The organism is Leifsonia sp. RCC_180, from assembly GCF_058138205.1.
Genome location: NZ_CP200340.1, coordinates 2,669,251 through 2,690,167, shown reverse-complemented (window position 1 = coordinate 2,690,167; position 20,917 = coordinate 2,669,251). Strand labels below are relative to the sequence as shown.

Sequence of the window (20,917 nt, the reverse complement as noted above, 5' to 3'; positions counted from 1 at the left end):
TAGGAGATTGGACGGTTTTCGCGAACGGCCTGCGCTGTGGTCTATCCGCAGTTTGCGAAGTCGATCGACGACGCCCTCAACGACCGCTCGGCGCTCATCCTCCTGCGTCGAGCGCCGCTGAAGAACCGGGAGCGGCCGGAACGATCAGCTCTCATCTGCTGGCATGGAGTTCTGGAACTCCGTCCGCACGTCCCGAAGCCTGCGGCCGTCCGCCACCGCCCAGAAATACCAGCCGTTCGTCGCACTTTGCCGCAGGGCGCGGCCGGCGGCGGATGGTGATGTGTAGCGCTTGCCCTCTAGCTCGATGACGCCGTCACCTATCAGGGTCGCTTCTTTGCCCTTGTAGTCGCGGTGCGTCGCCAGGAGCTTGTCACCTGCGCTGAGAAGGCCAGCTTCCATTAGGTGCTTCAGCTCGACCCAGTCTCCGGCCTTGGTCTGCGGATCGACGACCTTTCCATGGTGACCCTCGGGGACCGGCCAGACGCTGAGCAGAACGTCGATCAAGTCTTGGGTTCGCTCATCGATGAGCTGCTCGTCCCAGTCGTGCTGCTCAGTGCGCTTAATGACACGCCCAGTGAGGGTAATTGTGTTGTGGTCCTGCAACGCGGATCGCTTTGCACGCCAAGGGCCGTTGGAAACCTTTGAATTGAGGGCGATGGTGAGAAGTGTCAGATTCCCGAGGCGGTTGACGTGTTCCTGTCGGGATTCGGCCTCGTCGGGCGACGATACAGGCCAAGTCTCCTTCCAGCTTTGAGGAAGGAGGTGCTCGATCGGATAGCCCTTGCGCTCGATCTGCGGTTGCCTGGTCTCGGCGCGGTAGTGGTCCTCCGCGGCTTCGAGAATCATGCGCAGCCGGCCTCGCGGATAGCGCGTGTACGCGGCCTCTGTGGTCAAAGTTCGCCGGACTTCCTCGTCTCCCGGCCAATAAGTACTCGTAACGTTCAGCCGCGCGAGGTGACCAATGACACGCTCGACTAGATCGCTCTTTGGTGTCGCGCTGTTGGCTGCGATGACGTCTGCGATGATGCGGCCGAGGTCGCTGCCTGAGAGGCGAAGGAGTTGCCGGCGCACCACCCAGCTCTCCGCGGCGCGGATGATCCGTTGAATGGATTCTTCGGGAACCTCCCTACCCGGCTCATGGAGCCAGATGAGTAGCGGCTTGAGGACCTCGACGCCTCCGGCCTGCATCCGATACACCGCCATCTCGGTTGCCCTGAGGCTCCCATTCGGGCGGCTAGCTGCTTCGGTCCATGACTCGTACTGCTGCGCCTGTAGCTTGATCTCAGGGAGCAGATCTGCCATTGACCGGTCGCATTCCAGCTCGAAGTATGATTTGAACCGATTGAACGTGGACTGCGGGCTAACCTCCTCTCCCGTTCGGGCGGTAAGCCACTGGTTGATAAACAGTGAACTGCGGCTGACGAAGTTGCGCCCGACGCTCACGTCCTTCATCCAGAACTTGGTCTCGAACGGCCAATCCTCTCGATACGCCTTCGCCGTATCTCCGCCCTCGGCTTCAAGACGCTGGAACACGAAGTTGCGCACCAGATCTGAGGCGGTCAGCGGGGTTCCGCGCGCGTTGAGGGTCTCGAAGATCTCCTGGGAGTTCTCTGTCGCCTCGAGCTCAATGGAAACGAGCTGAAGACCATCGAGAAGGACTGCAGTCAGCTCCTTAGCTTTTAGCATGTAGTCGCTTGACACGGCCGGGCCTAGCCATTGCGCCACGACAGTCGAGAAGTAGCCGTGCGCCCCAACGATCTGAGAGTCGGAATGGACCAGGTCGGAATGGTCGACTGGTGGCTCCGCATACATCACCTCATCGAACGCGGATCGGTCCTTATTCAGGTGGCGAACCTTCAGGCGACTGTCGCCGTCCTCGACGTAGATCTCGTCATTGTGGGTAAGTCGCTCGAGCTGACCGGCCAGTCGTACCTCGCCCGCCTCTGTTAGTACAGCGCACGTCGCGTCGGCCAAAATCTGCAGCGTCGTCAGGCGTTGCTGACCGTCGATGACGTTCCATGTGGTCAACCGCCGGCTCTGCGCCTCGTGCGACTGTAGGACCACAGCGCCCAGGAAGTGCGTGGCACTGGAACCAGGGTCGGCAATCCTGAGCTCCGTGATGCGGCGGATGTCCTTCCAGAGAGGTGCCCACTGCTCGTCCTCTTTCCAGACATAAGGACGCTGGAACAACGGGATCAGGAAGTGCTGAGGCAGGTTGAACAGCTGCAACGGCGTCCGCTTAAAGGTCTCCACTCGGTAGATCCTTCCGCACTGGCCCCACATAGTCCGGCAAGACCAGCTCCCGCGCCGTGCCGGCGCGTCCCGAACGCAGGAGTCCGCCCCGCACCGCCAAACTTGGGTCCTAAGCCAAACGGCCGCAGAGGGCTTCTTCAATCCGTATCGTTATGTCATCGGGGGACGCCTAGCGGGGTCGATCAACAGGGTATTAGTGGGAGAAGGACTGCGCGGGTGAGTCACAACTACGCGGCGGACGATGTGCTGCCTGTCGACGAGGTGTCTTACCGCGATGCGTACGAGGTCCCGACTAGCCCTCCAGACCACGCCGCGCCCGAAAGTTCATGTGGGCGTGCAGACTTGCATGTGCACCTCAATGGCGCCGTGCCGGTGTCAACGCTGAGGGAAATTATTTCCGACGAGGCGACGGCGCTACCCGAGGGGTTCTCGATTGATCGGGATCTCGCACGGCGCGCGCCGTCGCCATCGTTGGGGGCGTACTTGGAGCCATGGCGGGTGCTGCGGCTCCTTCCGCGCAAGAGAGAGAACCTCGATCGCCTCACGCTTGCGACCTTCGCGAGTTTTGCAAGCAATGCGGTTCGAGTTGTGGAGCTTCGTAGCAGCGTCCTATACCTGGCGGGTCTGCAGAATTGCTCGACAGCGGACGCATTGACGGCTCTGCTTGAGTCAACACAGATAGCTGCCGCGAATCATGGGGTCCGGCGCGGCCTCGTTTTGACCGTGACCCGCGGTGATCGAGCCGCTGCGGACCTAGCGTTGTTGCTCCGGGCCTACCGCGATCTGGGCGAGCCCGAAGACGTCGTGGGGATCGACCTTGCTGGTGACGAGGAGATTGGATATCCGCCCGAGTTGCCGGCCATGTTCCGGCAGGCAAAGGACCGATACGGGCTGGGCGTGACCATACACGCTGGCGAAACGGGCCGCGGCGAGAACATTCGGACCGCCGTCGAGGAGTTTCGCGCTGACCGGATCGGCCATGGTTCGGCGGCTGGCCGGGACCCAGAGTTGATGGACTTGCTAGCCGAGAGGGACGTCTGCGTCGAAGTGTGCCCGATAAGCAATCGACTTACAGGCGCGCTTAGCCTAGATGAGGCGCATCCACTCGTCGAGTTCGAACGGCGTGGAACCCCTTTCGTTATCTGTTCTGACAACCCGGGAATCCACGATCGCGGCCTGGCCGAAGACCATATCGAAGCGACTCGTGAAGGCCTATCGACAGGAGCACTGTCTCAGCAGTACGCGCTCGCGAGGCGGTACTCGTTCACGAAAGGTGATTGATGAAAATCAGGTTCCTATCGAACAACAAATACAAGATTGCCGAGGTTCAACGGATCTTGACGGGCATCGATGTTGTTCCCATCGAGGAGAAGATTGAGGAACTGCAGACCGAGGACGTTGAACGGCTTGTCCACGACAAACTGATCAAGGCATTCGAGATAATCGGTCGCCCACTCTTTGTCGAGCACACCGGACTGTACCTGAAGGACCTTGGTGGCTTACCGGCCGGACTCACGCAGATCTTCTGGGACAACTTGAAGGCAGAGCGATTCGTCAAGCTCGCCGACGGGCTGGAAGATCGCGCGATAACGGCGAAGACCGTCATCGCATACTGCGACGGCAAGCGGATCCATGTGTTCGAGGGATCAATCGAGGGAACTGTGGCGGCCGCTCCCGCCGGGCCGCCCGGATTTCAGTGGGACTGCGTGTTTGTCCCAACCGGATACGACAAGACCTTTGCGGAGCTGGGGCCAGTCAAGGACGAAATCTCAATGCGTCGCCAGGCGCTGGACAAACTTGTCCGGCACCTGTTCGAGGAGGAAAACACGCGATGATTGCTGAGCTATCTGAGGCATACAAGGCCGGAAGATTGATGCTATTCGCGGGGGCAGGAGTTTCCGCCAATCTCGGACTACCCACGTGGAAGGCCCTGATTGATCACATTGCGGAGGAACTCAAGTACGACCCGGCGGTGTTCGCTACCTACGGCGACGCCCTGGCGCTAGCCGAGTTCTATACCCGAAAGAAGGGTCGCATCGGGGAGCTTCGGAGCTGGATGGACCGGGAGTGGCACAGATCGGACATCGATGTCTCAAAGTCCGACGTCCACCGCCTGATAGCAACAGGCAACTTCCACCGGATTTACACCACAAATTACGACCGATGGCTGGAGTACGCTCACGACACCTTCAAAGTTGCCTATTCAAAGGTTGCCAAGGTATCCGATCTCGTCTCAGCATCCGAAGGTGGCCGCCAGATCATCAAGCTTCATGGGGATTTCGAAGACGATGAGTCGATCGTTCTTAGCGAGACAAGCTTCTTCGAACGGCTGAACTTCGATTCGCCTCTTGACATTAAGTTGCGAAATGACGTTCTCAGCAACTCGGTGCTCTTCATTGGCTACAGCCTCAGCGACATCAACATAAGGCTGCTGTTCTACCGCCTCTCGAAGATGTGGGATGACTCCGTTCTACCGGCCGCGCGGCCGAAGTCCTACGTCTTCACATCTCGCCCGAACCCGGTTGCACAAGAAGTTCTCTCCAGTTGGGGCATCGAACTAGTCGTGTCAGAAGAAGAGAATCCCAAGGAGGCGTTGACCGCCTTCCTGGAAGAGTTGACAGGCGCATAGATTCAGCCCAGTTTGGTCGGTCCCGACCCCACAGGTGCTATCGGTTGTTCTGTATTCGGTGAAGATCGTCGGGGCCGCGGGTTTCACGCAGTGGTACATCGGCAGGTCGTGACTCAATTACAGCGGCTATGGCCCGGAACACCTGCCACCACTCTGAGTTGGTGATTGTGTAGTACCTGCGGCCACCGGCAGGGGTCTCCACCAGCAGGCCGCAGTCGCGCAGAGTAGCTACTTCTCCACGCGTCGCCGAAGGAGCGTGGGCATGTGCCTGCATGGCGACTTGTGCCTCTTGAAGGTAGAAGCTTTCGTTTCGGGCGAGTATCCAAAGTGCAAGATGGACTCGGACGGGCCGTCCAAAGAGTTTCTTTAGCAGATCAGAGGAAACATTCATTGCGCGTCATTCATCAAGAATCATGAAACCTGTTCCTAGACTTAACCCAGAGTACAGTGTCGGCCGTTAGCATGACAATCTAAGTTGACGCGGATGACACGCCACGTACGACGGAAAGGGAATCGAATGCATAGCGCCATCCCGGTGCAGGGAACGGACCTTATTGCTTCTTCCGCCGGGGTCTTATTTACCCGAGTGGCGGCGGCCGCAGCTCACGCGAGTTCGGGTGAACCATTGCGAACCGTGGAGCGCGGAGCGGTTGAGACTGTACTTTCGGGTCTTCGTTCAGAAGTCGATGTGCTTCGCGGGAGACGGGGGGCGACTGTGGTCGATGAACCGGCATACGCGCTTGCTGGATTTACACTCGGCGCGCTTGCCAGCCCTGATCGGCGTTCCCTTGAAGACAACCAGGCGGCTGAGATGCTAGAGGGGCTGATTGGCCGGCTTGAGAGCCTGTTGGATGACAATCCACCGTCGCGAGACGACGCCTACTATCTGAAGGATCTTTTTCTCTCGGGTGGGGATTACGCAGCCCTTGCGTTGTCCACCCCCGGAGAGCGAACTCCCCTCTTTCCGTAGAAGGCTCTCGTGACAGCATCCGTCGATGTGCCGGGCTACCGGCTGCGGGCCCTTTTGGACCGCGCGCGCGCATTCCAACAAATCGTGATCGATCTGGGAGTGGTGCTGCCAAAGTCGAGTCCCGGCATGCGACGAGCGCTCGCGATGTTCGTCGACTACGTCGACGCCCTTCGCGAAGAGGTTTCCGAAGAGTTCGAAGCGACTACTGATGACACTATTCGACTTGCGAACTTACGAACATGGAACACGCACCTGAAAGCCCGGGTCGGGTTCTTCGATGAGCTGTTCCGACGCGGGGACAGGCGGATGCCGACTCCGCTGGTCGAAATCATAGACGCAGAAATTCAGCGCATGGGCGGTGAACCTACTCACGCGGTAGTCACGGTAGGTAGACCGGACAACTTCATGACATTCACGCGCGACCTTCGGGCCGCCCTGTTCGGTGGCCTTCCAGTCGCCCAGAACGGGACCAACCCGCCGCTAGCGCTAATTACCGCGCCAGAGGCTGAGGGCGCAAGAGTCTCGTGGTTACCGATCACATGCGGGCACGAGCTGGCGCACTATCTTCAACGAATTCGGCCCGTATTGCGTAGCCACACCAACGTTTTGGACGCGGCGGCCACTGCCGCCGTGACGGACCTTCCTCCCGGAGCAGGAAGCCAACCAACAAGCCGAGTTTTCGAGCAAATCGCGGCCAACTGGTTGGAGGAACTCACGTGTGACGCGTATGCCGTGCACCGGTTCGGCGCAGCAGGAGTGGCCGCCCTGACGGACTTTCTCGCATACGTTTCCCCCGTTTCTACCGCTGGAGCCACACATCCTCCGCGTGCCTTGAGAACTGCCCTCATGCTGCGGTGGCTCCGTAGCACCTCGGGCGGAGACGAGTTGGGGATCGTCCAAGGCCTAGACGATCTTGCCCTTCAGACACCGGCGCTTCCTGAATGGGCGCAGTTGCTCACGGATCACTTCACCGCACAGGGCGAGGCGATTTGGACAGACGTCGAAGCATGGAGCGCGACGCGGTCGTACGCTCAGGCCGATCGGCGCGAACAAATTCGGACATGCGCGAAGATGCTACGGGAGGGGGTGCCTCCCGTGCACGATCCGACCAGCCAATCATCCGATCGCTTCACCGAAGCCGACCTAGTGAACGCTGTTTGGCTGGTATTCGTCGAAGCCGCCGATACTCCGGTCAACCAGGTCGCCCTGAAAGCGCTGGACTTGCTCGACTTCCTACAACGCTGGCAGGCCGCTGGGGGCGCGATGACGAGTCCGACTGCCTTGTCGGAGGCGGCGCCCGAGCTGGGCGAGGCGGGTGCACTTTCTGCTTCCCAAATCCGTCGGCGACTTGACGCTACAGACGAGAGCAGGCTCGTCATTGTCCCCCGTCTTCCACCTGACATCAAGGATCCAAGTGTTGACCTCCGGCTGGGCAACCAATTCATTATTTTCGAGAAATCAAATACCGGGCAATTCGACGCTCTCGACACTTCGCAAGACCCCCGGACTATCCAAACCAAGGTCGAGAGGTCCTGGGGCGACGTTTTTTACTTGCACCCGAACCAACTCGTTCTCGCCGCGACGCTCGAATACATTGTTATGCCGCCGGACGTCGCAGGCCAGGTCATCACCCGCTCCTCGTACGGCCGACTCGGCATGCTCTCTGCCACTGCGGTACAGGTGCACCCTCGTTTCACCGGATGCCTGACGCTCGAGCTAGTGAATCTTGGCGAAGTCCCGATGGCGATAACGCCTGGCGAGCGTGTTGCGCAACTCATGCTCTGGCGAACCAACCCGGACGAGGCTCAGGACGATCCGGACAGTACCCAAAGCAAGTACCGCTACCCCACCGGACCAGAATTTTCCAAGATTCGGGAAGATAAGGAAAGCGAGACGCTAGTGAATATGCGGCGTCGCTTCGCTGAAGGCCGCCTGGTGAAATAATCACGCGACGCCCCGGTTACCCATTGTCGAGAGTAGGAGCCCGGGGATTGCTCGCTTACCTTGCCTCTAAGTCACGACGATGCCTGGGCTGACTGCGGCCACCCGGTGAGGTCAGACCAGCGTCAGGACAGACTGGACTTCGTTGCGCGCCGGGAGACGGGAATCTATGGAACTGAAGCAGGGGACGAGAACATTCGCCGGAGCGGAGTTCTCCGAGGACGTGACACCGCCTGGAGCGGACACCTTCCACTACACAAGCGCTGAGGGGCTGCGCAGCGTACTCTCGACCAAACGGCTACGGCTAACTGACGTCCGGTTCCTAAATGATCAGAAGGAGCTCGCGGGTCGCGATGAGCTCAACAGGATCTTTCAGCGCGCCGCCGAGGCAGCGCTAGGTCAACTCGACGCGGACAACGCAAGCCGAAAGGGCGTCATCGAAGATATGGTGACGGCGATGCAGGTCCAAAGGCGGATTGGCGGGATCCGGGCATTCGTTGGCTGCTTCTGCCAGGACGGCGACCTCTTGAGTCAGTGGCGCGGGTACGCGGCTGCCGGCGGCGGCTACGCAATAGGGTTCAACTGGGAGGCGTTGCTGGAGACATCGGTGTACACCGTTCCAGATTCTGCATGGTCTCGGGCCGAAGCCCACCGCGAGGGGTCATGGTTTATCCGTCGCGCGGCCGTGCAGTACATGAGCGAGCGGGGACTTCGTGATCATGCGGAGAAGCTCGCCTCCGAATACCCACGCGGGCCTCGGCAGCTCACCGAACAACTCGCCATCATCCAGAACCTCGCGTCCACAAAACATGAGGCATTCGAGGAAGAGAACGAGAGGCGGTTGATCGCGACTTGGCCGAACGATTCTCCGCCAAATGTAATGCTCCGTCCTGGACCGCGCGGTCTGGTGCCATTCATCGAATTGAAGTTCAAGCCCGAAGCGATCAGAGAGATCGTTATCGGCCCAACGCTTCCTCCTGAAGCTCAGTACGCTGTCGAGGATCTGCTACGGATGAGCCTGGGCCGAGAGGACGCAGAGGCCGTAACGATTTCCCGCAGCGACGCCCCCTATCGATAGGCGCAGCGCGGCAGTGATCGGCTCACCTGCCGGGGGAAGCGATTGAGATGCATGGGACAGTGAAGTACCGCTCCCTTGCGTCTCCCGCGCGACGTGACCAGCGGCTGGCTAGACGGGACAATCTAAATGGCGGATAGCGAGGACAATCTGTTGGCGGCCGCGACGATTGCGCCGTGCATTCGGGACAATCTGAACTGCAGCCCGACAGCTGCTGTCGACCGTCGACGTAGGTTGTCGTTCCGCCGCGAAGACTGTCCGATTCGGAGGCGTGGACAATCCATGGGGCGGCTGAGGCGGCCATCGTCCGCAATCCGCAGCGTTCCGATTGGGACACGGGTCGCTTCCGCTCGAGGTTTGCTCCGGAGTAGCCTGTCGCCGCGAGACGGGTGACACACCGACGCGGATTCCGGTTGTGCGCCTTCACACAGAGGGGACCGTGCTCATGGAACATCCCGTCGCGGGAGCTGAACCGCTCACCGAGAACGAAGCCTTCGACCTCGGGGTTGAGGCCTACGTCTATGGGTACCCGTTGCTGGTGATGGATTCGTTGCGGCGCGTTACGACGAACGTCCGGGAGCCGCACGGTCCGCTCGCCCCCATGGGGCAGTTCGCGCACCACCGCTCGTTCCCTGGCGCATCCGACCGCGCTATCGCCGGGGCGAGTCTGGACACCCTCTACTCGATTGCGTGGCTGGACTTGGCAAATGGACCGTACCTTTTGCATCTTCCGGAAGTGCGGGACCGCTTCTACATGATGCCGATTCTGGACGGCTGGACCGAGGTGATTGCGAACCCAGGCACTCGGACCAACGGTGGCGAGGCGAGGGAGTACGTCATCACGCGTTCGGGGTGGAAAGGGGAATTGCGTGCCGGCGCCGAACATGTGGAGTCAGGCACCGACCTGGTGCTGCTCATCGGTCGCACGTACTCCACCGGGACAGAGGCCGACTACGAGCTGGTTCGCGAGTTGCAGGATCTTTACCTCTTGCTCCCGCTGTCAGAGGACGGGACCGCTTCGAGCGAGGAACCTGTGGACGAAACCATCGACATGGTGACGCCGCCCCGCGACCAGATCGATAACCTCCCGATGGTCGATTTCCTTCGTCGCTTGGCGGAGCTGCTGAAGAAGAACCCTCCGACGCGGGGTGATGGCGCAGCAGTAGATGCCCTGAGGCGGCTTGGAGTACTCGACAGCTTCGACCAATCGCTTCTCTCACATGCGCTAACGGGCCTGGCGGGGGTCCCGGTGGCGGCTCATCAGCAGATCCTCGGTCAGTACGCCCAGCAGCGGCAGGCCAACGGGTGGATCATCTCCACCGGGTCGGGCCGCTACGGGCAGGACTATCTCCAGCGTGCGCTCGTGGCCTACATCGGCGTCGGCGGCAACCTCCCGGAGGACGCGTTCTACCCGATCGGGCGTTTCGACGGCGAAGGCCACCCGCTCAACGGTGCGAATTCGTACGTCATGCACTTCGGCGCTGCGGATCTTCCGCCTGTGGCGAGCGAGGGCTTCTGGTCGCTCACCATGTACGACAGCGGCTACTTCCTGGTGCCGAACCGCATCGGCCGCTATTCCATTGGATCCAACGACGACATCGCGGTGAGCCCTGATGGATCGCTCGACTTGTATATCGGAACTGAGTCTCCTGGTCCCGAGCGCGACGCCAACTGGCTGCCAGCGCCGGACGGCGACTTCGTCTTGATGATGCGGCTCTACTGCCCTGAAGAACCTGCACTTGAGGGGACGTGAGCGCCTCCGGCTGTACGAACGCGGGAGGGTGCGTCCGCGCGATGATCTCCAGGGATAGGTAAGTCACCGGACAACCTATTTGGCGGGGAAGGCGGACAATCTCCAGGCGGAATCGTCTTCGGGAGCCACCACCTGGGACAACATCTCGCCTGGGGGTGACAGCTGTCGTCGACTCCCACGGATCAGCCCTGGCCCTGATCCCAGAGCCGCCAGCCCGCCTTTGTTTGGCGGTAGCAGAACGACCACCCTTCCGTCCCGCCCTGATCGGTGCCGTCGAGGCCGGTGTCGGTGGTGATCGAATACGACATGCAGTCGCCGTCATCGCCCGTGCGGCCGAGCAGCGTGTACGAGAGAAGCCGAGGTCCATCGCACCAGGCCGTCGTGTTGGAGGTTGTGAGGGCGCGGGTCATGCCGCAGTCGTTATCCTTTGCGGCCTCCATGTAGGCGTGCGCGGTGGAGGGCAGTGTTGCGTCGGCGCCCGGGACCGGGCCGCGCGCGACCGGACCATCCGGTGGCAGGTTCAAGAGCGCCGACGCGCCGGCGAGCATCCCACCCAGCCCCACGACAATCGCGAGGGCGATCAGAGGGGTGCTCCACCGTGACGCCATACAGCGAACTTAGGGGTCGAACCCATGGTCGGTAGGAACGCGCGCCGCAGGACCTGTGCGGGTCAGACCTCGATGCTCACCTCGTACACCTGGTCGGTCGGGTGACCCGCCCGCTCGTGGATGCGCATCAGCGCCTCCTTGGACGGTCCCGTCGACAGGCAGAACACCTTGCCGCTCACCGGGTCGAGCCAGGCGCGCTCGATGTGCACGCCCTCCTCGCCCTCGATGGCGGCGTCGGCGTCGTGCGCCTCCTGCAGCTGGTCGTGAGTGACGCCGACGAATCCGTCGTGGACGTCGATGAATGTGGCCATGATCGGCTCCTTTCCTTGTGACGACAGCGTCGCCCTCCCCGGGGTGTCGCGGCATCGGTCATACGACCGATCTCGCTCCCCGAGGCGTGGTTCCGGCGCTACACTGCCGCCATGAGCGCGGGGTCGCCCGCGGGCGGCGTGGCCAGGGTGTGTCCACTGTTCGTCGGGCGCGACGACGTGATGGCGCTCGTGCTGCGCCGGCGGGCCGAGGCGGCTGCCGGGCGGGGTGAACTGCTTCTGGTGGGCGGCGAAGCGGGCATCGGCAAGTCGCGGCTGCTCGACGAACTGGTCGTGCAGGCGGGTGGGAGGTCGGCTCGCGCCGATTCGTTCGCAGGCGACCGCGGCACGCCGGGGCTCCTGCTGCTCGGCATTGCCACGGCGTTGCGCGAGGCCGAGGAGCCCGGGTCGGCCGAGCGCCTGCGGGCGCTGGTGCTCGCGGCCGAAGGCGTCGGTTCGGAGGGGGCGCGGCGCATCCTCGTCGCCGACCTCGCCGCCGCGCTGACCGAAGCTCTTGCGACGCCGCTACTGCTCCGGCTGGAAGACCTCCACTGGGCCGACCAGCTCAGCTTGGATGTCCTGCAGCGCGTCGCCGTCGCCCTGCCGTCCCTCCCGTCGCTGGTGGTGGCCAGCTACCGGTCGCAGGAGCCGGATGCGGCCCGAGAGTTCACGGCCTGGCGGCTGGGGATGCTCTCACAGCGGCACGCCGAGGAGGTGCTGCTGACGCGCCTCGACCGAGACGGCACGCGCCGCATGCTGGCCTCGATCACGGGCGAGGAGCCGTCCGCCGACCAGGTCGACCGGCTGTTCGACGCCGCCGACGGCATCCCGCTGCACGTCGAGGAGCTGGTGGCGGTCGGCGTGGATGCGGTCCCTGACACGATCGGCGGGGCGGTTCTGGTGAGGATGTCGCGGCTGGGTCCGGACGCGGCACTCACAGTGGCTGCGGCGGCCGTGATCGGGCGGGAGTTCGATCGCCGCACCCTTGAGGCCGTACTGGGCGGGGATGCGGACATCGACGCCGGCCTGGAGGACCTGATCGCCGCCAACTTCATCGTCCCGGCGGGCGACCGGTTCGACTTCCGTCACGCCCTCATCCGCGACGCGGTCTACGGGTCGGTGCCGGCGGTGAGACGACGCGAGCTGCACGCCCGCGTCGTAGAGGCGGCGCCGCAGCTCTCCGACGCCGTCCTCTCGACGCACTTCGAGCGCGCCGGCCGCGCCGACGAGGCGTACGTCCGCGCGCGCCGGGCCGCGGGGCGGGCAGCGGCGCTGTCCGCCCATCGGGAGGCGGTCGACCTGTACCGCAGGGCTGAGCGAACCGTCCCCTCGGGAACACCCGTCGCCGAGCGCGCCGAACTCCACCGGCTGCTGGGAGCGGAACTGGCCGCGACCGACGCCAACGTGGAGGCAGAGCGGGAGTTTTCGCGCGCCATCGAGCTGCTGCGAGAGTCGGGCGACCCGGTTGACGCTGCCGCCGTGGTGCCCGCTCTCGTAAACGCACGCCACTTGCTCGGGGCCGGCTACGAGGCGCGTGCTGCGCAGCTCGGGGACGCCCTGGCGTGGATCGCCTCGGCCTCCGCCTCCGACCCGGCGGCGGTCGAGCGCGTCCGCGGCCGTCTTCTGGCCGCCCACGCCGCCGCCGCGATGCTGGATCGTCGCCTCGACCTCAGCCTGCGTTTGACCGCCGAAGCGCGGGAGCTGCTTACCGACGACCCGGAGGAGCGTCTCGCGGTCGACGTCACGCGCGGGTCGGTGCTCGTGTTCGCCGGAGCGGGCGAGGAAGGCTGGCAGCTGCTCCTCGCGTCCGCCACCGGGGCCGCGTCGCATGGGTGGGAAGCCGCCGCAGCCCGCGCCTACCGCATGATCGGCTCCTCGGCGTCTGTGCTGCTCCAGTACCATCGCGGTCGGGGCTGGCTGGAGGAGGGGATCTCGTACGCCACACGGATCGAGCGATGGAACGACGCCCACTACCTGGACGCGCACCTGGCGCACGTGGAATGGGCCACCGGATCGCTCGACGCGGCCGAACAGCGGGCCAGCCGTGCGCGCGCAGACGGGCGGGGCGGCATCACGACAGAGGTGACGGCTCTGCATGTGCTCGGTTACGTGGCGCTGTCACGCGGTGACACCGAGCGGGCGGCGGGACTCCTCGGAGAGGCGGCTGAGATCGGCGAGAGGATGCACGAACTGCAGCGCTGGTCCCCCGCCCTCTGGGGGCTCGCCGAGGTCGCCCTCGCGGACGGCGACCCGGAGCGTGCTGTCGAGCTGTGCGAGCGCGGGCTGCACGGCTCCGAGGCGATCGAGGACGCCGCCTACCTGTTCCCGTACCTGGTCACCGGGACGCGTGCACAACTCCTCCGCGGCGACGTCACGGCCGCTCGACACTGGGTCGAGCGCGCCGGCGCGCTTGTTCGATCCAGGGCCATCCCCGGCACGGAGTACGCCATCGCCCACGCCGAGGGACTGGTGGCCCTGGCCGAACGGCGGCCGACTCGGGCGAAGGAGCTGCTGACCGCTGCCGGGGACGGCTGGAACGAGCTGGGGCGCTGGTGGGAGGGAACGCAGGTGCTCCTCGACCGCGCGGAGTGCGCCCGCCGCACCCGGAGTCCGGCCGAAGCGGCCGCGCTCGTGAGCGAGGCGCGCGTCCGAGCAGCGGAGGCGGGCGCTGGTGCCGTGGTCGCCCGGGCTGACGCCCTCGCCGGTCGCCTGGACCACGGTGTGGAGACGACGGTGCTGACTTCCCGCGAACGCGAGGTGGCGCGACTCGTCGCATCCGGCGCCACGAACCGGGAGATCGGCGAGAGCCTCCACATCGCACCCAAGACGGTCTCGACCCACGTCGAGCACATCCTGGCGAAGCTCGGAGCCGCGCGACGGACCGAGATCGCCGCGTGGGCGGTCGAGGATGCGCGCCGCAGCTCGGCCCTATGACGTCCGGAGCGCACGCGCTCTACGACGCACCATCCGGTCGGGTGCCCTCGGGCGCCTTCTCGTCGACCCCCGTCCAGACCTCGGTCATCTCGGCGATGAGGCCGTCGCGCACGGTGATGAAGGTTGCCACCTCGAAGTGCTGGAGCTGCCCGTCGGCCTCCGCCGTCACGTGCGCACGACCGACAGCCCGGTCGGCCCGGCCGACACAGTCCTCAAGGACGAATCGCTGGAATCCCGGGTACTCGGCATTGAGCCGAACCCAGGCATCACGGTCGAAGCGCTCCCCGGTGTGGACGTAGCGACACGAGAAATCGGGGTGGAGCAGCGGAGGGAGGTCCTTCCAACGGTGCTCGTCGATGACCTTCGCCAGCTGGTTCAGGATCCGGGAGCCGTCCACAGGCGGATCGAGGACCTCGTCGTCGAAGTGTGCGCCGTAGTACGCGCTCTGCCGGCGCATGAGCTCCCGCATCGGCACGTCGCGGCCGACGCCATAGACGGTGCCGGTGAAGTCGAGCTCGCGCTGGATCGCCCAGATCTCCTCGTGCCTCTCCGGCGGGAGGATCGTCGCCGGGCTCCCCACGGCGACCCAGCCGATCGGCACCACCGCGCCGGCGGGCACGTGCGTGTTGACCTGGACGACACCGTTGACCCGCACCTCGGCTCCTTCGCCGATCCGGCTCCCCGGGAACAGCGAGGTCCCCGTGGCGATGAACGCCTCCGCCTCGACGACGCTGCCGTTGACGTGCGCGTGCGGCCCGATCATGACGGACGGCCCGATGTGGACGGGATGGGCGGCGCGCCCGCGGATGAGGGCGTTCTCCATCACCACCGCATCCTCGCCGATCGTCACCCGCCCGTCCTCAGCCGACACGACGGCTCCGTGGAGGATCCGGACCCCGGCTGCGATGCGGACGTCGCCGGAGACGACCGCTGTCGGAGCGACGGAGGCCGACGGGTCGACGGACGGTTCGGCACCGCGGTGACGGACGAGCATCGGGGGTTCTCCAATCGTGGGCAGGTCAGCGGGTCGTTCGCCCGGCACTGCCGATCATCCTCCGGGATGACGCGGATCGCCGGGCGGACGCGTTCAATGGAGGGATGTTGGGCATCCTTCTCCCCGTGCTGCAGGGCGCAGGCAGCGTGGCGCTCTCCCTGGTCGCCTTCGCCCTCGCACTGACCTGGCCGTCGCTGCTCGGTCCGATTCTCCGGCTCCGGACGGACCGCGCGCGCATCGGCGCCTTCGCCGGGCTCGGCGTCGTGCTGCTGCTGGCCGCGGGCATCCTCTATGCCGTGCCGGGCGTGCTGCTACGCGATCCGCTCGGCCTGCTCCTCTCGGTGCCGGTCGCCGCGCTCTGGGTGATCGCAGCGCTCGCATTGGTCGTGCGTGGCATGGTGATGGAGGGCGCGGCTCGCGCGATCTCGTTCGCGTTGGCCGTGGTCGCAGGCGCCGGAGTGCTGGCCGGGATCGTCGCCGGGATGCTCGCACAGCGCGAGCTCCCAGACACGGTGACTCCGACGGGAGCGTTCCTGCTCGCCGTGGGTGCGCTCGCCGCGGTGATCTTCTGGGCGCGCGCCGAAGAGCCGGAGCCTCGTCCCGCCGTGGCGTGACGGACCTCTCTCAGGCCTCCGCGAGTGGCACGGCGTCGGGAAGGGCGCGGTCACCCCTCCAGCGCCGGGAGATCCAGACGACGCCGTATCCCGCGACCAGGATGACCACAGCGATCAGCACGACGTAGAAGGCGACGGAGAGGTACCCGTTCGGACTGGTCGCCGGGTTGAGGAACGGATACGGATACCAGGGTCCTTCGCCCGTCACGGGGTCCGCTGCGAAAGGCGCACGGATCAGCGTGTAGACCGCCCAGACGATGGGGAAGACGGCGATGCCCCACACCGCCCGCATCCGCAGCGGCGTGCGCCCTGGCGCGAACAGCCAGTCGATCAGCAGGTACGCCGGCGCGATGACGTGCAGCACCTCGTTCGACCAGCCGACCGTGGTGCCCTGGGCGAGGGAGATGTTGCGCAACAGCAGGTTGTAGACGACGCCGGTGGTCACCAGGTAGGTCACCGCCGCGGCGCGGAGCCCGGTATACCAGCCCGGGTCGTCACCGCGGCGTACGAGCAGGAGCACCGCGCCGATCCCGAGGACGACGACACCGAGCACGTTGGAGTCGATCGTGAAGAAGCTGAAGAAGTTCGCAACGAGCGTCCCGACGTTGCCGCCGCGGGCGCTGATGGACGCGACACTCGTCGTGAGCTGGGCGATGACGGCCGCCAGCGTGACCAGAAACGCCACCGCACGGAGCACCGCGAATCCGATCCGCATGCCGTGATCGTAGCGAGCGGCGGCATGATCGGTGGGCGAACGCGCAGGAAGCCGCCGACTAGACTGGATGGCGAATCCCGTACGAAAGAGGTCGCCGAGTGGCTACCGCCGTCCCTGCCCAGCATCCGAACGTCCACGCGCACACCCGGTACTGGGTCGTCCCCGCCGCACGCGCGATCGTCGCCCTGGCAGCAGCAGCGGTGATCACGTTCACCCGGGACGCGCACACCGCCCCCTTCGGGCTCATCGTTTTCGGCGCCTTCGCCATCCTCGACGGTCTGGTGACGGGCATCCTGAGCGTTCTGCTGGCAGGCGGACGCCTCACGCGCATCCTCTTCGCCGTGCAAGGCGCGATCGGCCTGATCGCCGGTGTGCTCGCGCTTGCGCTCGCCGGTGCGGGCCTCGGCCTCTTCCTCTACCTGGTGACCGTGTGGGCGGCGTTGACCGGTTTCCTGGAGCTGTACAACGGCATCCGGGAGCGCAGTCGCGACGCCGCCGCTCGCGACTGGCTGATCGTGGGCGCGATCACCGCTGTGCTCGCCCTGGTATTGCTCCTGGCGCCCGCCGATGCGGTCCTCGCGATCGGGCTCTTCGGCGCCTGGGCGGTCATCGTCGGAGTGTTCCAGGCGATCGGAGCGGTCACACTGCGGGGCGCCTCGCACAGCCGCACGCCGTCCGCCGGAGCGGAGAGCGGCTCGTGACCCCTCGCGACAAGAAAGACCCCCGAGTGACCCAGAACCTCCAGCCGACACGGCGCGACCGCTTCCTCCCCCTCGAACTGCTCGGCATCTCCGGCGGTCTGGCCGTCTTCGTCGGGCTGATCGTGCTCATCGCGACGCGCGAGTTCGTGCTCGCAGGCGTGGCGCTCGGCGTCACCTTCATCATCAGCGTGGTTCTGCTTGCGCTGTTCGCCCTGGCTTTCAAGCCCACCGAGGCGGAGGTGGAGGACATCCACGAGCAGGATGCCGAAGCGCGCGCCAAGGCCGCCCGCGACCGCGCCGACGGCGATGACCGCCCGCGAGGACACTGAGGCGGAGCCCACCGGCCCCTCGGGGCTTAGAGGTAGTCGACCAGCTGGGACGCCAGACCGACGTACCCGGCAGGAGTGAGCGCGAGGAGACGGTTCTTCGCCGCCTGACCGATCTCGAGTCCGTTGACGAACTCGGTCAGTGCCGCATGGTCCACCCGCTTGCCGCGCGTCAGCTCCTTGAGCAGCGCGTACGGGTCGGAGATCGTCGAGCGTCCCGCAGTGACCTCCGCACGGATCACCGTCTGGATCGCTTCCGCGAGCACCTCCCAGTTGGCGTCGAGATCGTCGGCGAGTGCCGTGCGGTCGAGTGTGATCTGGCCGAGCCCGCGCTCGATGTTGTCCAGGGCCAGCAGCGAATGCCCGAGGCCGACGCCGATGTTGCGCTGGGTGGTGGAGTCGGTGAGGTCCCGCTGGAGGCGGCTGGTGACGAGCGTCGCGGCGAGCGAGTCCAGCACGGCACTGGAGAGCTCCAGGTTGGCCTCCGCGTTCTCGAAGCGGATCGGGTTGACCTTGTGCGGCATGGTGGAGGATCCGGTCGCGCCCGGTTCGGGGACCTGACGGAAGTAGCCGAGGGAGATGTACGTCCAGGCGTCGGTGCACAGGTTGTGCAGGATGCGGTTGGCGTGCGAGATGCGCGAGTACAGCTCGGCCTGCCAGTCGTGCGACTCGATCTGCGTGGTCAGCGGGTTCCAGTCGAGGCCGAGGCTCTCGACGAACTCGCGAGAGAGGCGGGGCCAGTCGGCATCCGGGTCGGCGACCAGGTGGGCGGCGAACGTGCCGGTCGCACCGCTGAACTTGCCGAGGTGCACCCCGCCCTCGATCTGAGCCAGCACCCGCTCGAGCCGGTGGACGAAGACGGCGAGCTCTTTGCCCATGGTCGTCGGCGTCGCCGGCTGACCGTGCGTGCGCGCGAGCATCGCGTCGTCGCGGTATTGCAACGCCTGGGCCCGCAGCTCGGCGATCACCGCGCGGAACTTCGGAAGCCACGACTCCCGAACGGCGGCGCTGACCGTCAGCGCGTAGGAGAGGTTGTTGATGTCCTCGCTCGTTGCGGCGAAGTGCGTCAGCTCGGCGATGGAATCGAGGCCGAGCGCGTGCAGACGCTCCCGCACGAGGTACTCGACGGCCTTGACGTCGTGCCGGGTGGTGGCTTCGAGCTCCGCGAGCCGGTCGATCTCCGGCTGGCCGAAGTCATCCGCGAGAGCCCTCAGCCCGCGCTTCTGCTCGTCGGTGAGCGGTGACGAGCCGAACATCCTGCGCTCGGTCAGGAAGAGCAGCCACTCCACCTCGACCTGCACCCGCGCCCGGTTCAGTCCGGCCTCGGAGAGGTGGTCGCCGAGTCCGATCACCGCGGAACGATAGCGGCCATCCAGGGGGCTCAACGGCTGGGGAGGCAGGGCGGTCATGATGCTCCTCGCGGGATCAGGCGGCGGGTACCCGACCATTCTCCCGTACGCGCGGGGCGGCCGCAGACGTCAGTCGCGTCGCGCGGGACGGAAGATGAGCCCCAGCAGCCACGCGATGATGCCGAGCACGAGCGCCCCGAGCACACCCGACCAGAACCCGTCGATGTGCAGCCCGAAGCCGATCGCGTCGCTGATCCACGACACGATGAAGAGCAGGAACGCGTTGACCAGCAGCGAGATCAGCCCCAGCGTCAGGATGTACAGCGGGATGGCGATGATCCGGATCACCGTGCCGATGATGGCGTTCACGACGCCGAAGATGAGCGCGATGAGCAGGTAGGTGAGGACCAGCGCGGTGGTGTCGTCGGCGTACGGGCGCACGGTCACCCCGCTCACGATCAGGGTCGTGAGCCACAGGGCGACGGCGTTGATGATCAGTCTGAGCAGGAATCGCATGGCCTCATCCTTACAGGGAGCGCGGGTGGGGTACAGGGGGACGCTACAGTCCCTGCGGCGCCATCCACAGATCTAGGGAATTCCTCCCGGGGAATGCGGGCGCGGCTAAGTTGGGTCTGTGAGTTCCGATGACACGCTCGGCGTGAGACTGCGCCCCGAGATCGTCGCTGTGCCTGCCTACAAGCAGGGGCGGCCGGCGCCGGCCGACGGTTTCAAGCTGTCGAGCAACGAGAACCCGTTCCCACCCCTCCCTTCGGTGGTGGATGCGGTGGCCGCGACTCTGCGCGAATTGAACCGCTATCCGAATGCGGGCGGCGCCGACCTCCGCGAGCGGCTCGCCGAGCGGCACGGCGTCAGCGTGGGCGAGGTGCACCTGGGCAGCGGTTCGGTCGCGCTGCTGTCTCAGCTCATCTCCGCTGCGGCCGGTGTGGGCGACGAGGTCGTTTACGCCTGGCGCTCGTTCGAGGCGTACCCGGGCCTGGTGACGGTGACCGGCGCGACGAGCGTGCAGGTGCCGAACCGCGCCGACGGGAGCCACGACCTGGATGCGATGGCGGACGCGATCACCGACCGCACGCGCGTCGTGATCGTCTGCACGCCGAACAACCCGACCGGCACGATCGTGACCGCCGCCGACTTCGAGGCGTTCATGGCCCGGGTGCCGTCCGACCTCCTCGTGCTGCTCGATGAGGCGTATTTCGAGTTCGTCACCGACGACGCAGCCGTCGATGGCATCCCGCTGCTCTCCCGCTACCCCAACCTCGTGGTGCTCCGGACGTTCTCCAAGGCGTACGGCCTCGCGGCACTGCGCATCGGCTACGCCGTCGGGCCGCAGGCCGTGCTGGCCGCGGCGCGCTCGGCTGCCATCCCGCTGTCCGTCACGGACGCGTCACGTGTGGCGGCGCTCGCATCCATCGCGGCGGAGGACGAATTGATGGAGCGCGTGGCCCGGGTGGCGATGCTCCGCGACCGGCTTCGCGACGCTCTGATCGAGCAGGGCTGGGCGGTGCCCGAGGCGCAGGGCAACTTCGTCTGGCTCGCGACCGGTGAGCAGACCGTCGCGGCGAACGACGCCTTCTTCGACGCCGGGCTCACGGTTCGTGCGTTTCCGCCGGAGGGAATCCGGATCAGCGTCGGCGAGGAAGAATCTGTGGAGAAACTCCTGCAGGTCGCCGCGCATCTTGTGCAGAACCTACCAAATGGCCACCCGGGCAAGCGGTTAGGTTAGTAC

The 20,917-nt window shown here is 65.2% G+C and carries 18 protein-coding genes; 11 read left to right on the top strand and 7 right to left on the bottom strand.

The features are described from left to right. Positions 1–144 precede the first annotated feature (144 nt). On the bottom strand, positions 145–2,253 hold the full coding sequence (locus AB7E03_RS13260) for a GmrSD restriction endonuclease domain-containing protein (RefSeq protein WP_489941852.1): 2,109 nt from the start codon (positions 2,251–2,253) through the stop codon (positions 145–147). On the opposite strand from AB7E03_RS13260, the gene AB7E03_RS13255 reads away from it, so the two are divergent. The 6 genes from AB7E03_RS13255 to AB7E03_RS13230 all read left to right on the top strand — a co-directional run bounded on the left by AB7E03_RS13255 (position 2,203) and on the right by AB7E03_RS13230 (position 10,621). Further along, on the top strand, positions 2,203–3,534 hold the full coding sequence (locus AB7E03_RS13255) for an amidohydrolase family protein (protein WP_489941851.1): 1,332 nt from the start codon (positions 2,203–2,205) through the stop codon (positions 3,532–3,534). The genes AB7E03_RS13260 and AB7E03_RS13255 overlap by 51 nt on opposite strands. After that, positions 3,534–4,088 (top strand): non-canonical purine NTP pyrophosphatase, encoded by a 555-nt coding sequence (locus tag AB7E03_RS13250; protein ID WP_489941850.1) that lies wholly within the window; start codon positions 3,534–3,536, stop codon positions 4,086–4,088. Before AB7E03_RS13255 ends, AB7E03_RS13250 begins: the two co-directional genes overlap by 1 nt. Further along, positions 4,085–4,882, top strand: coding sequence for an SIR2 family protein (locus tag AB7E03_RS13245; protein ID WP_489941849.1), 798 nt, complete (start codon positions 4,085–4,087; stop codon positions 4,880–4,882). The genes AB7E03_RS13250 and AB7E03_RS13245 overlap by 4 nt, the downstream gene beginning before the upstream one ends. 979 nt (positions 4,883–5,861) lie before the next feature. Further along, positions 5,862–7,796, top strand: a complete 1,935-nt coding sequence (gene dcd, locus AB7E03_RS13240) for a dCTP deaminase (protein WP_489941848.1) — start codon at positions 5,862–5,864, stop codon at positions 7,794–7,796. Between the two features lie 166 nt (positions 7,797–7,962). Continuing rightward, the gene (locus AB7E03_RS13235; RefSeq protein ID WP_489941847.1) at positions 7,963–8,871 is read left to right on the top strand and encodes a DUF2971 domain-containing protein; all 909 of its coding nucleotides are present in this window, start codon (positions 7,963–7,965) and stop codon (positions 8,869–8,871) included. A gap of 442 nt (positions 8,872–9,313) precedes the next feature. Next, positions 9,314–10,621: a DUF1254 domain-containing protein gene (locus tag AB7E03_RS13230; protein ID WP_489941846.1), complete on the top strand. Its 1,308-nt coding sequence runs from the start codon at positions 9,314–9,316 to the stop codon at positions 10,619–10,621. Positions 10,622–10,803: 182 nt separating this feature from the next. Here AB7E03_RS13230 and AB7E03_RS13225 read toward each other — a convergent pair whose 3' ends face one another. Further along, the gene (locus AB7E03_RS13225; protein ID WP_489941845.1) at positions 10,804–11,229 is read right to left on the bottom strand and encodes a hypothetical protein; all 426 of its coding nucleotides are present in this window, start codon (positions 11,227–11,229) and stop codon (positions 10,804–10,806) included. 62 nt (positions 11,230–11,291) lie between these two features. After that, positions 11,292–11,540 (bottom strand): SCO4226 family nickel-binding protein, encoded by a 249-nt coding sequence (locus AB7E03_RS13220; RefSeq protein WP_489941844.1) that lies wholly within the window; start codon positions 11,538–11,540, stop codon positions 11,292–11,294. 111 nt (positions 11,541–11,651) lie between these two features. Here AB7E03_RS13220 and AB7E03_RS13215 point away from each other — a divergent pair, with 111 nt between their 5' ends. Beyond that, complete coding sequence (locus AB7E03_RS13215; RefSeq protein ID WP_489941843.1) at positions 11,652–14,471, top strand: helix-turn-helix transcriptional regulator; 2,820 nt, start codon at positions 11,652–11,654, stop codon at positions 14,469–14,471. 19 nt (positions 14,472–14,490) lie between these two features. Here the strand turns inward: AB7E03_RS13215 and AB7E03_RS13210 are convergent, their stop codons facing one another. Continuing rightward, positions 14,491–15,465, bottom strand: a complete 975-nt coding sequence (locus AB7E03_RS13210; protein WP_489941842.1) for a nuclear transport factor 2 family protein — start codon at positions 15,463–15,465, stop codon at positions 14,491–14,493. Between the two features lie 104 nt (positions 15,466–15,569). Here AB7E03_RS13210 and AB7E03_RS13205 point away from each other — a divergent pair, with 104 nt between their 5' ends. After that, positions 15,570–16,079, top strand: coding sequence for a hypothetical protein (locus AB7E03_RS13205; protein WP_489941841.1), 510 nt, complete (start codon positions 15,570–15,572; stop codon positions 16,077–16,079). Positions 16,080–16,089: 10 nt separating this feature from the next. Here the strand turns inward: AB7E03_RS13205 and AB7E03_RS13200 are convergent, their stop codons facing one another. Next, on the bottom strand, positions 16,090–16,794 hold the full coding sequence (locus tag AB7E03_RS13200; RefSeq protein WP_489941840.1) for a Pr6Pr family membrane protein: 705 nt from the start codon (positions 16,792–16,794) through the stop codon (positions 16,090–16,092). Between the two features lie 98 nt (positions 16,795–16,892). Here AB7E03_RS13200 and AB7E03_RS13195 point away from each other — a divergent pair, with 98 nt between their 5' ends. Then, positions 16,893–17,495 carry a DUF308 domain-containing protein gene (locus tag AB7E03_RS13195; RefSeq protein ID WP_489941839.1) on the top strand — a complete coding sequence of 201 codons (603 nt, stop codon included), beginning with the start codon at positions 16,893–16,895 and terminating at the stop codon, positions 17,493–17,495. A 26-nt stretch (positions 17,496–17,521) separates the two neighbouring features. Continuing rightward, complete coding sequence (locus tag AB7E03_RS13190) at positions 17,522–17,824, top strand: hypothetical protein (protein WP_489941838.1); 303 nt, start codon at positions 17,522–17,524, stop codon at positions 17,822–17,824. Between the two features lie 26 nt (positions 17,825–17,850). Here AB7E03_RS13190 and purB read toward each other — a convergent pair whose 3' ends face one another. After that, positions 17,851–19,230 (bottom strand): adenylosuccinate lyase, encoded by a 1,380-nt coding sequence (gene purB / locus AB7E03_RS13185; protein ID WP_441784224.1) that lies wholly within the window; start codon positions 19,228–19,230, stop codon positions 17,851–17,853. 69 nt (positions 19,231–19,299) lie between these two features. After that, the gene (locus AB7E03_RS13180) at positions 19,300–19,686 is read right to left on the bottom strand and encodes a phage holin family protein (protein WP_489941837.1); all 387 of its coding nucleotides are present in this window, start codon (positions 19,684–19,686) and stop codon (positions 19,300–19,302) included. 118 nt (positions 19,687–19,804) lie between these two features. Here AB7E03_RS13180 and AB7E03_RS13175 point away from each other — a divergent pair, with 118 nt between their 5' ends. Next, positions 19,805–20,914: a pyridoxal phosphate-dependent aminotransferase gene (locus AB7E03_RS13175; protein WP_489941836.1), complete on the top strand. Its 1,110-nt coding sequence runs from the start codon at positions 19,805–19,807 to the stop codon at positions 20,912–20,914. Positions 20,915–20,917 lie beyond the last annotated feature (3 nt).